This is a genomic window from Methylophaga frappieri (genome assembly GCF_000260965.1).
Classification (GTDB): Bacteria; Pseudomonadota; Gammaproteobacteria; order Nitrosococcales; family Methylophagaceae; genus Methylophaga; species Methylophaga frappieri.
In genome coordinates this window covers 403,071-417,669 of sequence record NC_017856.1, presented here as the reverse complement: position 1 = coordinate 417,669, position 14,599 = coordinate 403,071, and the positions used below count along the sequence as shown (strand labels likewise).

General features: G+C 47.8%; 11 protein-coding genes. All 11 read right to left on the bottom strand.

The window, feature by feature from the left end; translation table 11 throughout:
• Positions 1-2 precede the first annotated feature (2 nt).
• Entirely contained in the window at positions 3-1,124 is a 1,122-nt protein-coding gene (locus Q7C_RS01915; protein ID WP_041366388.1) for a saccharopine dehydrogenase NADP-binding domain-containing protein, read from the bottom strand.
• Positions 1,125-1,241: 117 nt separating this feature from the next.
• Entirely contained in the window at positions 1,242-3,368 is a 2,127-nt protein-coding gene (locus Q7C_RS01910; protein ID WP_014703021.1) for a TonB-dependent receptor, read from the bottom strand.
• Positions 3,369-3,501: 133 nt separating this feature from the next.
• Positions 3,502-4,896, bottom strand: a complete 1,395-nt coding sequence (locus Q7C_RS01905) for a hypothetical protein (protein ID WP_014703020.1) — start codon at positions 4,894-4,896, stop codon at positions 3,502-3,504.
• Between the two features lie 54 nt (positions 4,897-4,950).
• Positions 4,951-5,181: a phosphopantetheine-binding protein gene (locus Q7C_RS01900; RefSeq protein ID WP_014703019.1), complete on the bottom strand. Its 231-nt coding sequence runs from the start codon at positions 5,179-5,181 to the stop codon at positions 4,951-4,953.
• Positions 5,182-5,227: 46 nt separating this feature from the next.
• Complete coding sequence (locus tag Q7C_RS01895; protein ID WP_014703018.1) at positions 5,228-8,872, bottom strand: ABC transporter permease; 3,645 nt, start codon at positions 8,870-8,872, stop codon at positions 5,228-5,230.
• 15 nt (positions 8,873-8,887) lie between these two features.
• Positions 8,888-9,763 (bottom strand): ABC transporter ATP-binding protein, encoded by an 876-nt coding sequence (locus tag Q7C_RS01890; protein WP_014703017.1) that lies wholly within the window; start codon positions 9,761-9,763, stop codon positions 8,888-8,890.
• A gap of 26 nt (positions 9,764-9,789) precedes the next feature.
• Complete coding sequence (locus tag Q7C_RS01885; protein ID WP_014703016.1) at positions 9,790-10,593, bottom strand: ABC transporter ATP-binding protein; 804 nt, start codon at positions 10,591-10,593, stop codon at positions 9,790-9,792.
• On the bottom strand, positions 10,593-11,570 hold the full coding sequence (locus Q7C_RS01880; protein WP_274377659.1) for a FecCD family ABC transporter permease: 978 nt from the start codon (positions 11,568-11,570) through the stop codon (positions 10,593-10,595). The genes Q7C_RS01885 and Q7C_RS01880 overlap by 1 nt, the downstream gene beginning before the upstream one ends.
• A gap of 110 nt (positions 11,571-11,680) precedes the next feature.
• Positions 11,681-12,688, bottom strand: a complete 1,008-nt coding sequence (locus Q7C_RS01875) for a FecCD family ABC transporter permease (RefSeq protein ID WP_014703014.1) — start codon at positions 12,686-12,688, stop codon at positions 11,681-11,683.
• Between the two features lie 24 nt (positions 12,689-12,712).
• A complete protein-coding gene (locus tag Q7C_RS01870; RefSeq protein ID WP_014703013.1) occupies positions 12,713-13,672 on the bottom strand; it encodes an ABC transporter substrate-binding protein in 960 nt (319 codons plus the stop codon).
• 101 nt (positions 13,673-13,773) lie between these two features.
• Positions 13,774-14,589 carry a thioesterase II family protein gene (locus Q7C_RS01865; RefSeq protein ID WP_014703012.1) on the bottom strand — a complete coding sequence of 272 codons (816 nt, stop codon included), beginning with the start codon at positions 14,587-14,589 and terminating at the stop codon, positions 13,774-13,776.
• Between the last annotated feature and the right edge of the window lie 10 nt (positions 14,590-14,599).

Genomic DNA, 14,599 nt, shown 5'->3' with positions numbered 1-14,599 from the left:
CCTTATTTATTTTCGATAGACTTGGCGGTGTTAAATGTCAACAGACCACTCGCTTCAAGGTCTTGCATGAAACGCTGGCTTGTCATGGCTTCATGCAAGGAATAGACCCCCGGGCCGGCTGTTTTGCCATCAAGCACTGCTCTGGTAGCAATGGCCATAATCGCGCCTGTTGCCTGATAGGTATCTGCCAACATCAACTGGGCAGTAACGGGGTGGCCTGACTCATAAGTGATATCAACCTGAATCCCATAGGCGGGTGCCAATTTGCGCATATCCTTTTTAGAGGCTTTAGCCATCCATTTTGCCGCCCGATCAATGCCTTTGCGGGATTGATACAGGCGAAAAACTTTGGCAATAAGCGCAACAAAAGTGGCTCTTGGGCCAATGTTGGCACCAAAGACGCGGGCTGTTTCAATATCGTATTGTTTAGCCAGGCGGGTGATTTCTTCTGCGTAAAGCAGCATGGTTGAGACACGGCCAATTGGATCTGGAAAATGGGCTTTATTGGTTGCTTTTCGCATCGGGACCTTGACCATTTGATGACGATGGATAAAGCAAAAGCCTTTTTCGTTACCGAAATCCCCTAAGCCATTGATGATGTCCCAGGCGGAGTTGTAGCTCCAGGCATCTCTGCCAACATACTGCACATCCAGCTGTTTTACTTTCCTGCCCTGTGCCGTTGCATCAATAACATACTTGGGAAACATGCCAGACAAGCCCGGCAATAAACCCACATTAATAATCAAGGGAATTGTACTGGCAGTGATAGCTTCAGCTTGCTCAAGACGATGCCAGACTGGATCATAGCCGCCTGCATCCACCAACGGCGTTTGAGTCTTTTTACAAACCTGGGCGACCGTGTCACCGACAATTCCTGAGGGGCCGATACAAGAAATCATGACGTCAGCCTGATGACAGGCAGCAATCAAGGTTTTCTCGTCATTCACATCAAGTTGCAAGGTCGCGATTCTATCGCCGAATCGAGACTGTAATGCTGATGGGATAGCGCGTATTGTCCGTGAGGCAAGCGTCAGATTTGCAGTTGTATTCTTTAACAGGTGTGTCGCTGCTTCCATGCCCACTCTGCCGAAACCGCCTAGGATAAGTAAATTTTGGTTGGCCATGGTTTAGTTTGGAATAGGTTTAATTTAAAGATGTCGGTATGGAAAAACGTGGTGCAAATGATGTGAGGCTATCCGTGCTGCTCCCGAAGTAGCGGAGCAGCACGGATAACAAGTTACTTAAAAAGTGGTTGCCACTGTGATACCAAATGAGCGTGGGTCACCTGCTTCAGCGGTTGGACCAAAGCCAAATTCAAACTCGGCTTTAGAGTAGTACTCATCCAAGGCATTTTTCACCCACAAGTAAGCACTCCAGTTATGTGATTCAACACCAATTCTGGCATTAACCAGGTTGTAGGCATCTTGTTTAAGGGCATTTGGCGCATCGAAATAGTAAGAGTCGATGTACTGGTTATCGATACGGGTAAACAAGGTCAGCCCATTGCCCAGAGGGCGGCGGTTTTGTATCGACAAGTTTGCGGTAAATTTCGGTGCATTCGGTAACTTGTTATCCGAGTAATCCTCAGGTGCAAACGTGGCGAGATTAATACCTTGATAATCATCAAAAGTCGCATCCGTATAATTACCCGCTAAGGAAATCAACCAGCCATCGGCAGGTTTAAAGCGCAGCTCCAATTCAACACCCTGGCTTCGACTTGATGCAGCATTGTCAGTGATGATGGTGCCTGAAGACAGTAATTGCTGAACTTGCTGATCATCAATATCAATCAGGAAGAGAGCACTGCTTAACTCAAGCCGGTCATCCAGAAAGCGACTCTTGAAACCCACTTCATAATTGATGCTGCTTTCAGAGTCATAGGTTGGATTTTCCAGGTTAGGATAGAGTGTATCGAAGCCACCTGCGCGATACCCCTTACTGATAGAACCGTAAATCAAGCTGTTATTCTCAGTCAGGTACGATAAAGCAACTTTTGGCAGCAACTCATTAAAATCATCGTCACCGCTAAAGGTCGCGAAGGTACCACTGGATTCGCCGTTGATTTTGACGGTTGCTTCACGTTCTTCGTGATCTACACGAAGCCCTGTGGTTAGGGTTAGTCTATCGGTAAGAGCAAAGTCTAACTGACCAAAAGCAGCATATCCTGTGTTTTCACGTTTAGAAGCAGTCGCATCAATGTACGGACCACCTTGTCCAAAAGCAGTGAAATCAGAAACGTTCACGCTGTCGACATCAAACTCACTCTTGTAAGCGTAAAGCCCAAACAGCCAGTCAATCCAATGATCATGATTCGATGCAAAGCGAAGCTCTTGGCTAATTTGTTGATGCTCTTCTTCAGTGGTACTGGTAAAGGAGAATCCTGGCATACTGCCGGCATCTTGGTCGGCACTATTTAAACCATCCCATTGCTGCCAACTGGTAATAGAGGTGATGTCAACATTATCTCCCGCCCAGTCCAGGGTTAATGCTGTGCCAAATGAATCGCGTTCATCAACGCCATCAAAGTCATTGCTAATTTCATCAGGATCATCCTCAATAGCGGCTGCCGGGCCAAAGGCATAGGAATCACCACGGAATTTTTCAAAATTCATTGCCAAGGTGGCTTCCAGGCGATCGGTTGCAAACCAGCGTAATGTGCCACGGCCACTGTAATCTTCGCGTGCACCGTAATCATCGCCATTGAAGGTGTTATCGATATAACCATCAGATTTTAAGGCTGAGATGGCGCCACCAAAAAACAGGCTGTCTTCCACCAAAGGAGTGCTGAAGTTACCGAGAAAACGGTGTTGATGGAGGCTGTCAGTTGAAATTGACGCCCGTCCTTCAGTGCGGTTTGTCGGTTGTTTGGTGACGATATTAATGACACCCGCTAATGAGTTGCCGCCATAAAGTGTGCCTTGTGGGCCACGCAACACCTCAATACGCTCGATATTAAGCAGATCCATATCGAACATACCGTTACTGGTATAATTGACACCATCAACGTAAAAGCCAACAGTAGGATCGGTAAACAGGCCTGGACCAATGCCACGAATAAAGATATTACTATCGCGACGGCCACCCCAGGTAAAGTTATGCAGGTTGGGCACGTATTGACTGATTTCAGTTAAAGATTCAATACCGGCATCTTCAATGGTATCGCTAGTCATCACAGAAATACTGGAGGGGATTTCCAACACTTTGTCTTCCCGCTTTTCTGCGGTCACAACAAAGGTTTCCAATGCGCTGGTATTTTCGTCGTCAGCTTCAGTGTTAGCGAATGCACTGCCTGTTGTCAGACTCAGCAGCATTAGCGAGCTAAGTAGTCGCGGTTTGGGGCTAAATCCTCGTTTTGTGGGCGATTTCATATCAATTGATTTCCATTTTGTTTGAGATATAACGTAATCCCCATTTTCCGGTGCACTGCTAGTGGGCACTACCCATAAAGGGTTTTTTCCGCCCCATTCTGGATAGAGTTCACAAAAATTAAGCAAAAAACGTTTAAATATGAGCCACCGTGACACTTTCCGCATCCGTCAGGTCCAGGCTGTCGAGCTCGGCAGCAACACTTTCAAGCAGTTGTTGACCGGCTAGCGGGTTGGTCACGGTATTGAAAAAACTGATCATTAATAGATTTTCTTTGCTGAGATTAAAGCAAAGTGTCGGGCGATTGTTGAGCTGAGCTCCCCCCAGGTCTTGTGGGACAGAATTAGCGGTGACGTCCGTTTTTAAATACGTCGCACCCTGCATTAATGTGGGGTTGTGATTTAACGTAATATTATCGATATTGGCAATAATATACGAAACCGGATCGTTGGTTTTATTGGCCATACCACTGCCAAGCGCAAATTCCAGCAGTTTGTACATGCTGATATCTTCTCGCTTTAACCGCGCGTTAAAAAGTCGATCATTAATACGATCTGCGATGCTCATCAATGGCATACGTGCATCTACGGTCACTGGCAGGTAAGCAATGTAATTACCGATAAAACGTTTGCGCATTGGTGCATTAAAAATATCGATCATCATGCGGAAACTGATTTGATACGCGGTTGGTTGATTCTTGAATTTGCGATTAACGGCATAGGTTGCTTTGGCAATCAAGGCACAAATCAAGTTGTTTGGTGATACATCCGGACAGTGTTGATTTGCATAATCAATGAGGCTCGACATATCGAAACGCTGCACTAATGGCGTGGCTGAGGTTTGTTGAAATTGTTTAAATTGATTCGGTAACTGTTTGTGTGAGGTACTATGCTGCGCTTTATCAGACACTTTGTAAGTCATTAATCGGGCGATATTCTTGATATGTTGCCAGCGACTAATTTCGATTATAGGCTGTGTTTGTTTGCGTAATGCAAACACGTCATCTGGCGTCGGCGAGGTCAGTGCGCTGACCGCATCTATGGTGGTTTGTTGTGCTTGTTTATCATCGGTCAATAATGCGTTGTAGAAAGTAATAACGTGATTAAACATCATCGTTGCGGATTTGCCGTCGCAATAACTGTGTTTTCCGGTTTGTAAAATAATGAACTGCGTCGGCTGAGTCGGTTCAAGACACAGGGTGAAATGCATTGGGGGGACTTTCGGATCCTCACTTGTCATGCCCACATTTTGATAGGCCATACTCAGTACCTCATCCAGTACGGCGTTGTCATCAATTGAAAATAACGGTTTGATGAAGTTTGGTGTTTGCCACTGGCCTCGATATTTTTCCAATAAAACCATTTTTTTCTGCAACCGAGGCACTTGACTCAAGAGGGTATTGACACTCTCTTCCAGCAAATCCGGATCGATGCTACCGGAGAAACGATAGGCAAAAATAAACGTGATGCCACAACGCACCATGGAGGCATCCAGTTTGGAAATTTGTTGATTTTTAAAGTTGCTAAGCATAGCTGTGCCTGTCAATTGAAGTGAATGATGTCAGTCTGAAAAAGAAAGGCGTTGTTACTGGCAGATGAGGGTTTGCCAGTCGGCCAGCGTGGGCGAGACAATCAATTGAGTAAAGGTGACTTTACTGCCTTTGGCGCGGCAGTAATTTACCAACTGCAGGATATGCATTGAATCCAGCCCGCTTTCCAGTAGATTATCCTGTGCATCAATGTGCTCAATAAAAGGGGCTAGTGTTCGAATATAGTCAACGAGTTCCAGTTTATTAAGGGGCGCTGTCTCACTCACATTACTATTCCTGATTTTGGGGTTAAGTTAATTGGTCTTTATCACGCTATAACGGTCGTGCGTTATTGCTCGGACTTCTCTCCAGCAGTTGTCTGTCCGGGTTTATCAAGATGGCCGCGGGTTCATACTCCAGTTCGATATTTATGAATGCGCGGCCATGTTCGAATTGGACAAGCTGGTCAAAAAGAAGCGGCGAATTAGGTTTTTGGGATGTTATCTGTACGCGAACAAAGCCGTTGTATTCAGCCGCAACATCTTTTCCATTCAGATAGCGATATTGGGTGGCCGAGAAGGTTGCCTGAACCCGGTAGCGGCCTTGATTTCGGGGTGAAATGTCGGTTTGCTCTATCTGAAAGTCATAAAAACGGCTGTCATGAAACAAGGGATCGAGTTGCTTTCTCTGCGCCGCTTTGGCTTGACTGAGAAGTTGTTTTACCAGGGCGCCGCTATTGGTAAATGGGGCTGAGCTCAGTTGCCGGTGTGACGAGTAAAATCGTTTTAACAGCTGATGATAGGCATCTTGCCCCAGCAGTTTGTAGGCAGAAAACAGAGAGAGTGTTGCCTTGTGGTTGGCATACGCTTCATCATCAAGGTACCTGACGGCCGCTTCCTGTTGATCTTCAGTGGTCCGTTGCCGTAAATACGCATCACTGATTTGATCAATAAAGTCGGTACTGGCTGGTTGGCCAAATTTGTGTTCAAGTGCCCGAAGTCCCTCAACTGCGGGAATAGCCTGCGTGATAAGTTGATGGCCTTGCAGTGCGGCGACAGCGATTTGCTGCCACCAGATACGACTGATATCCCGTGTTATTTGATAAGTTATCCAGTCTGACGTTGCTGACGGTCGCTTGTCATTCAGCCAGGCCTGTTTTTCCGGGATAATAACGAGATTGCCACTCACCTGCGTTTCAGCCATGCCGTTGGGAATTTCGGCGATGCGAAGTTGTTGGTAGGGGAAGGTTCCCCATTGTTCAGTGCCTGCTGACAAGGCCAGTTTGGCCGCATCGATCATGCGCTGTACGTTGTAGTGATGCGCCGGATGTGCATAGATTTCAATTTGAACCGGCGGATCGCCATTGTCTGGCTGCCAGCTTGCGCTGGTGAGTTGGTAACGGCCGGATACCATTGGCAGATGCCACGGCGTGACTTGCCTGTTTTCATACATACAAACTTGACGTTGCGCTTTAACCTGACAGGCTGTTCCGTTATCAAACGCTGCAGTGCCGGGGGTAAGCGCGCGTTGATTGACTGCGGTGCTGATTTGGATCCGACTATTTATGAGGTTGGCATCATCAGAATCAATGAGAGCAGAAACCAGAGCAGCCTTATCATGGCTGGGTAAAGGCTGACGTTCGCCAAGTTGGTAGATTTTTCTGAGACCCGCTGTTGTCAGCTCTCGATCCCGGATATAGCCAAAAGTTGGCCACATGGTGTGAGCAAAATAACTGCCATCCAGCACGATAGTACCGTGATAATCAAACTCTGCATTACTGAAATTGTGATAGGTCGCATCAAGTTGCAGGTTTAAGGTCGCCTGCTCGCCGGGACGCAGCGGTGACGGCAGTGGATACACCAGCCGTCGATGGGTTAAATCATGCTGCGTTGCCTGAAGCGGTTGTTCATCATAAGTTGCCAAGAGGATTTGCGTGAACTCAGCATAATTGAGCGTTAACGCTTCTATGGGCGTGGTGTAAAGGTTCATCAAGGTGAGATCGGCAGCATATTTGGCCTGCCGGTCAGCAGGATACAGATCAACCTTGAGATCGGCAAAGACGATTTTGGGTTGTAGCACCCGTCGCGTAGGGCCATATTTTTTTTCGTAATCAGCCTGATCTGCCTGTGCTTGCTGACTGCTTTGGTAATTATTGTTTACCACCATGTCACGGTGTATTGAAAAGGCACTCCAGCCAAAAATACCCGTAAACAGAAGCGCCAGTGACACACTGACAGTACCCAATCGGTTTGCACTTTGCTTGAGACGAATGGCAAAGGGGGCAGCTGTACCCCTTGGCCACAGCCAATAAGCGATCATTATCAAAGCCGCATACAGCGACAACCAATACACGGAAAACCGAAGATTACGCTGCAAAAATTGGCCACTGGCATCAAAGTCAGATAATTGAACAAAAAAGGGCCAAGCCCATAACAGCATGAAGTTTTCAACGGTTTTTAATTCATTGAAAATCGCGGGTGTGATGCAGATGATGATGGCGACTGCTTGTGCCAATGCTTTATTTTGAAATAGCGCGTAGCTAAATAATGCAATTAACACATAGGCCAGCATTAATGGCAGTAACACCAAAAAGGTGATGTGGCCCATCATTAGCCAGTTAGTGTCAAAAAAGCCCTGACCGAATTGAATGATTAGAACAGATAAGCCAGGTATCAAAGCGAGCGTGGCGGCCATGAGCACGGCACCAATCAATTTGGTCAAAAACAAAGACCACGTAGGCACCGGACAGGACTCAACCAGTTGATTAAGACGATAATTCCGCTCCCGGTCAAACAACTCAATCGAGAAAAATGCAGCGGCAACCAAGGTAAATATCAGGCTGGGATAAATCAATGCAGGCATCAGAATGAAGACTTTGGGCAATAACTTGCCAGTGCCCTCAAAATCAGTCGATTCATAAGAAAAACCAGCCAAGACCAACATGGCGATTAACGTTAACATCGACAGATAAAAAGCTTTGTTTTTAAAGATGATGGCAAAGGCCTGATAGCCAGAGATCAGCGCGTGCTGAAGCCAATAATGCCAGTTCGCCGCTGTCAGCGTGTCAAAATGGATACTACGCGGTGCGAGAAAAACCGCCGGCGTGTCTGCATCTTGTATGGGCTCTTTTGTCTGTTTAGCCCCTCGGTGTTTTGCTCTTTCTAATAGTTTTCTGAGATCAAATCGCCATAGCGCCAGGATTAAAAATACGGCTGCTAAGCCGATGTAAAGCAGGCGGTTTTGCAACAGTGCACCTTCAAGAGACAGGAACCGTTGCATGCGTTCTTCAGCCGTCCAGTAATAGATTTGGCCTTCAACCGTCACTTTACCCAGCGGATCCAGAACCTGGACCAGTGTGGATTGTGGTGCACCATCACCATAAATGGCGGTGATCATGACAAACAGACCGACGGCAAGCATCATCATGGCGTAAACCGGTCCATTGCGACCAGTTATCGCCGTCAAGGCGATAGTGAGTGAGCCATAGACGAAACAGGCAGGCAACACCCAGATCAAAAAAGCGTGGCCAATATGCGCCCAGGGTGTTGCAATGTAATCGGCAGGATCATGGGTGCCAAGCGTAGTGGTTACCCATGGCATGGTAATAAACGCAGCCGCAACCGAACTCATGACCAAAATAAATATCAACATACTGGCCAGATATTTACCCAAAAAATACGATTTACTGTTGATAGGATAGCTGTAAAGCAGCTCAGCCGAGCCAGATTTCAAATCTCGCAATAACGTTGGCAACATAAGGGCACTGCCAACGGTCGCTGCCCAAAAGGTGTAATACATAAACAGGTAGTAAACGGTGTAAGGCGCGTTTCTGGCAACTCGGCCACTTTGGATTAACACATCCCATTCCCCAGCCAGCATTTCTCGATAAGCCATCAGAAATAACGCCAGAAAACACACCCAAGTGCCGATGGAAGTCAGGCGATATCTGAGCTCAAATAAAAAACTGCTCTTAAACATGCGCGTCTTCTGTCCTTAAATAGCGAGCTCGGGGATATAGCTGAAATAAAAATCTTCCAGGTCAGCTGCTTTAGGGATAAAGCCTTCGCCGGGGTTATCCTGGGATTGAATAATCACCTGAACCTCACCTTGCTGGAGGCGGGTGGCAATAACCTTGTATTTGCCGCGATAGTGTTCCAACTGTTCAGGGGTGACCGTCTTGCGCCAGAGTTGGCCTTCAATGTCTGCAATCAATGTAGCCGGAACCCCTCTGGCCAGAATTTGCCCTTGGCTGAGAATAGCCATGTCCCTGCACAGATTGGTCACATCGCCAACGATGTGAGTTGAGAGGATGACAATCGCTTGATCGCCCAAACGGTGCAAAATACCGTAAAAACGGTTTCGTTCAGCCGGATCAAGGCCCGCCGTGGGTTCATCGACAATAATGACTTTGGGATCTGAAATCAGTGTCTGGGCAATCCCAAAGCGTTGACGCATCCCGCCTGAGAACGTATCCACATTTTTGTTTCTGGCGCTGGTGAGGTTCACCAGATCCAGTAAATAATGGACTTGTTGCTGTCGTTTTCTGGCATCAGTAAAGCCTTTTAAGCGGGCAAAATAATTCAGTAGTTCGACGGCACTAGCATTGGGGTAGACACCAAAATCCTGAGGTAAATAGCCCAGCAGTCGCCGAAATTTCTGTGGATTTTTTAAAATGTTCCAACCATCAAATAAAATCTCGCCCTCATCGGGTTCTTGCAAGGTTGCCAAGGTACGTATAATGCTGCTTTTTCCAGCGCCATTGGGACCAAGCAGACCAAACATACCCTGACCAATAGTCAGATTGACCTGTTTCAGGGCATGAACGCCATTTGAGTAAGTCTTTGAAATATTTTTGATGGTGAGTTGCATGACTTGTCTTACCTGTGATGACCGGGTTATTCCGGTGTGTGATTTTTGCTGGCTGAAGGCAGTGGTAAACTGTGCCGATAAGTTTTATCGCCATGTTGACGAGTAATAAATTCGACATTCACGCCAAAAACAGTCTGTATTAACGCCGAATGCATGAGGTCCAACGGCGGGTTATCAGCAACGATCTGACCCGCACGCATCGCAAGGATTCGGTCGGCGTATTGGCTTGCCTGATTGATATCGTGCAACACCATAATGATGGTTATCTGATGATGCTGATTCAGCTTTTCGAGCAGATTCAGTACTTCTAGTTGATGACCAATATCGAGGTAGGTAGTGGGTTCATCCAACAGTAAAATATCGGATTGTTGTGCCAATGCCAGTGCAATCCAGGCACGTTGGCGTTCCCCTCCAGACAGTGTTTGAAAGAGGCGGTGTTGTAACGGTGCCATGGCGGTGGCATCCAGTGCCCAGTCCACAGCATCAATATCCTCTTGACTATTTTGTCGAAACAAACCTTGATAGGGAAAGCGGCCATGACTGACCAGTTGCTTAACCGAAATACCTTCAGGGGCAATCGGGTTTTGCGGTAATAGTGCCAGACGTTGTGCCAGCGCTTTGCGTCGCCACCGACCAATATCGCGGTTATCCAGCAGAACGTTGCCAGCCAGTGGCATGAGTAAACCCGCCAAGCCACGTAATAACGTCGATTTGCCACAACCGTTGGGACCAATCAGACAATGGATTTTGCTGGATTCAAATTGCAGTGAGGTCGACGGAATCACGACCTTATCCTGGTAGGATAACGAGAGATGGCGGGTTTCAAGCATTAGCTTTCCCTGCTTTGGCGTTGTAATAAAAAGAGCAGCACCGGGATGCCAATCAGCGTTGTCAGTGCCCCGGCAGGCAATTCCAGCGGATGCACCAAGATACGACTCAGAATATCGGCGCCCAGCGTCAAACAACCGCCCAGCAGCAAGGTGCTGATCGTTAAATGTGAAAGTTGATTGCCAACCAGTAGGCGTGCCAGATGGGGAACGATTAAACCGACAAAACCAACCGGGCCAGCGACCGCAGTGGCACTGGCGGCTAATGCGACGGCAATGCTGATGGTAATAATCCGCCACTGAAAAACAGATAAGCCGAGAGAATGTGCCAGATCATCATTAAATCGCAGCAGCGCCAAGGGCCGTTGAACAAGGCACAATGCCAATAATCCCAGTACCGTCCAGGGCAGTATGGTATAGACATGGCTAAAGTCACGACCATAAAAACTGCCAGCCAGCCAAAGAATACTGGTTTCAGTGCGACCGCCACCCCATGCCAGAATAGTCCACATCACGGCCGCGTTCAGTATGGCACCCACGGCCACCCCATTAAGCGCTAATTTGGTGGGATTCATACCAGAACGTTTGGACAGGCTGAGTACCAGCGCCGCTGTCAGCAAGCCGCCCAAAAGTGCGGCAAAAGGCAGCCACGTTAACGACACCACCGTTTTACCTGAAAATAAGGTGCCGTTGATGATATCTGCAACTAACAAAAAGATGACGATCATCAGGCTGGCGCCACCAGACACGCCGATGACACTGGGATCAGCCAGTGGATTTCGAATCACCGCCTGTAAGATCAAACCGGCGAGCGCAAAATGGACACCAACCAAAACAGCCAGCAGGGTGCGCGGCAGACGCAAATTCCACAACACGTCGTAGGCCGTGTTGCCAATTTGCCCATCAAACAACCCACTATAAACCTGCTGCGGCGTTAATGAAGCTGATCCCATTAAAAGAGAACTGATTACCAGTACCACAAGCAGGCTTATCAGGAGACTCAATACGGCTGTAAAGCGGTGCTGTCCAAGCTGTCCTCTGAGATATCGGCAAACCGCAGAGCACACTTTTGGCCAATAGCTTGAACGACTCACTGAGGTTGCCGCCGAATCAGCACAACAAATAACGGGCCGCCAATCAGAATACAAAGTATGCCAACAGGCACTTCCTGAAATTTGGCCAGTAAATCGGCACTACTGACCAGCGCAGCGCCAATCAACGCCGACAGCGGTAAGACAAAACGATGATTATTCGCGGCAGGCATACCCAAGGCAAAACGAGACAGATGCGGGGCGATTAAACCAACAAAACTGATTGGCCCAGCAACAGCGACAGTTGCCGCGGTCAGGACGACAGCAACGATACCCAATGCCAGCCGCCACCACTGTATTGCCAGGCCCAGCGAATGCGCAACTTGTTCATCAAGCATTAACAGATTGAGCGGACGGGCAAAACCAACTCCAATAATTAAACCGGCAATCACGTACGGGTATAACAGCTGAACATGTTGCCATGTCAGGTTTGCCAGACTGCCAGTAAGCCAATAATAAATACCTCTCGCATCGGCATCAGCGGAAACCAGCATCACCGTGATAGCAGCCATAAAGAATAGGGAAATGCTCATGCCGGCTAACGTTAAATTAATCGGGTTTAACTGTGTTTTCCAGGCCAGTGCAAAAGTTAAAGAGGCCGCCAGCATGCCGCCGAGTGTGCCGAATACCAGTCGACTTGAGGTATCAAAGGTAAAAATGACAAAACTGATGACAATCGCGAATGCGGCACCAGAGGTCACCCCCATCAAACTGGGTGAACCTAGCGGATTACGTGTGATGGATTGGACAATTGTGCCCGCCATGGCCAATGCCGAACCGGCAAGAATGGCAACAATGTAACGCGGAAAGCGCAACTCCCAGACAACAAAATCCAGAGTTGAATGACTGCGGACTGACAAAATTTGCATCAGGGTTACGAAGTCCAGATCAAAATCGCCGAGCAGCAATGCACCCAGCCCGGATAAGAAAATGACCAAAACGGCCACCAGAACAACTGGCAGCAAGGTCAGAAAAGGGGTATCAGCAGGAGCAGATGGCACGGCCATGATGAGCGTTAGGATCGACTTTGATTAATTCTCGGTAAAAGTCATTGCGGTTGCACGGGCAGCAGCAGGGATATCAGCCGGTTCTGGAAAGTGATCCGGATAGAACAGATAAGCCAGCTCACGCAAAATCATATCCCGGGCAATGGGGCCGTGTGGCATGACATATTGATCACCGACACGATAAGCACGACCATTTTTAACCGCACTTAACCGATGCCAGACAGGGTGATTCTGGATTGGACCGGCATCACCTTTGAAGGAGACGATAATGTCCGGATCAAGCTGCAATAGGGTTTCCATAGAAACTGGTGCGGAATCCAGTGGCTGAACATCGGGTTGTGGACTGTCGCCGATAGCGTTATGTGCCTGTAAAGCAGAGACGATTTCCATGGTTAAATGATGATTATAAAAGCCATAAGGTACATCGGCCCAATGCCATAAAAAAACCACACTGGGACGACCAGGCGCTTTCGCTTGATGGGCTTTCAAACTGTCAGCAAACTCGGCATTCAGTTGTTTGCCTTTATCCGCTTCGCCGAGTGCAGCGCTGACAGCCTCGACGCTTTCAACCGAATCAGCATAGGTCACCAGATCAAAAGCTAGAAACTTGCCTATTTCTTCAAATTTTTTTTCAAATGGCTCGGTATAGGTACGAATACCAATGGTCAGATCCGGATTAAGTTCGGTGAGTAACTCCATATTGGTTTCATGGATTTCCCCCAGATCAACCATATCGTTAATCGTATCCCCCAGAAAAGCTGACTGCTGATGATTCAGCGTTGACATACCGGTTGCCTGTTTTCCCAGTGCTGCCAACAGATCAGCCCCAAATGCGGAGATAGAGGCAATCGACTCTGGCTGGGCGTTAAAGGTCACCTGTTTGCCCCGATCATCGGTAATGGTCAACGGGTAGTCGGCACTATGCGCGGAGAGACTAAACCACAAGGGCATCACGGATAGCAATATGGCCTTGGATAAACGCATGCTTGTCTCCTAAAGAATCAACCAATCAAAACCTACTAACATCCGTTAAATCTGAATACGGCGCTACCCAGATCGGTAAAATAATGCTCTCAAATGGATCATCAGGGCAGATAAAGCTGACGTGAACCAGCGCCTTGTGTCTGATGACAAATTTTGGTCAAGGCGCGAACAACCGCTTGTTGCTCTGGCCTTAGATAAAAATGACCGCCTTTAAAACTGAGTAGTCTGAAGTTGGCTGTTGTCTCTGCCTGCCAGGCATCTGCATCGCCTGGATTTAACTCTGTATCGGAATCACCAGTCATGACAGTAATCGGGCAGTTAAGCGGCGTTGTTGGCAGCACAGGTTGATAGGTCTCTATCAATTGATAATCGTTACGCATTAATGGCAATACAATTTCTGCCAGTTCCGGGTAGTCCGCCAGATTGACTTGGGAACCATCAAGTTTTTTTAACTCAGTCATCAAGGCTTTATCACTTTGCTTGTGTAAATCGCCAACATGACGGCGCGTTGGGGCTTCAATAGCAGAAATCACTAAATGCGTTGGTAAGGGTAATTTTTGACGCAGCAGTGCCAGATACAATTCGTAAGCGACGGCCCCACCCATACTGTGACCGAAAAGCACATAAGGTTTGTCCAGTACTTCTTCCAAGCCTTCACTTAACTGGGCTACCAGCTCGGGCATGGAATCAATCAAAGCATCATTAATACGCGCTTCCCGGCCAGGATACTGAACTGAAACCACTTCTATGGAATCTGGAAAGGCGGTGCTCCAATGCCTGAAGAAACTGGCAGAGCCACCAGCATGTGGCAGCAAAATAATACGCTGGCTAGCACCGGGTCGAGCCTGATAAATGCGAAACCACTTCTCGGCAACAGACTGGATCGCAGGTCGCAACGCGACAGATTCAGTAAACATAACTGACTAT

Excerpts from the sequence above, each read along its gene's own strand:
- Q7C_RS01890 (WP_014703017.1), bottom strand. The coding sequence starts at position 9,763 with ATGCAACTCACCATCAAAAATATTTCAAAGACTTACTCAAATGGCGTT.
- Q7C_RS01885 (WP_014703016.1), bottom strand. The coding sequence starts at position 10,593 with ATGCTTGAAACCCGCCATCTCTCGTTATCCTACCAGGATAAGGTCGTG.
- Q7C_RS01870 (WP_014703013.1), bottom strand. The coding sequence starts at position 13,672 with ATGCGTTTATCCAAGGCCATATTGCTATCCGTGATGCCCTTGTGGTTT.
- Q7C_RS01905 (WP_014703020.1), bottom strand. The coding sequence starts at position 4,896 with ATGCTTAGCAACTTTAAAAATCAACAAATTTCCAAACTGGATGCCTCC.
- Q7C_RS01895 (WP_014703018.1), bottom strand. The coding sequence starts at position 8,872 with ATGTTTAAGAGCAGTTTTTTATTTGAGCTCAGATATCGCCTGACTTCC.
- Q7C_RS01910 (WP_014703021.1), bottom strand. The coding sequence starts at position 3,368 with ATGAAATCGCCCACAAAACGAGGATTTAGCCCCAAACCGCGACTACTT.
- Q7C_RS01865 (WP_014703012.1), bottom strand. The coding sequence starts at position 14,589 with ATGTTTACTGAATCTGTCGCGTTGCGACCTGCGATCCAGTCTGTTGCC.
- Q7C_RS01915 (WP_041366388.1), bottom strand. The coding sequence starts at position 1,124 with ATGGCCAACCAAAATTTACTTATCCTAGGCGGTTTCGGCAGAGTGGGC.
- Q7C_RS01875 (WP_014703014.1), bottom strand. The coding sequence starts at position 12,688 with ATGGCCGTGCCATCTGCTCCTGCTGATACCCCTTTTCTGACCTTGCTG.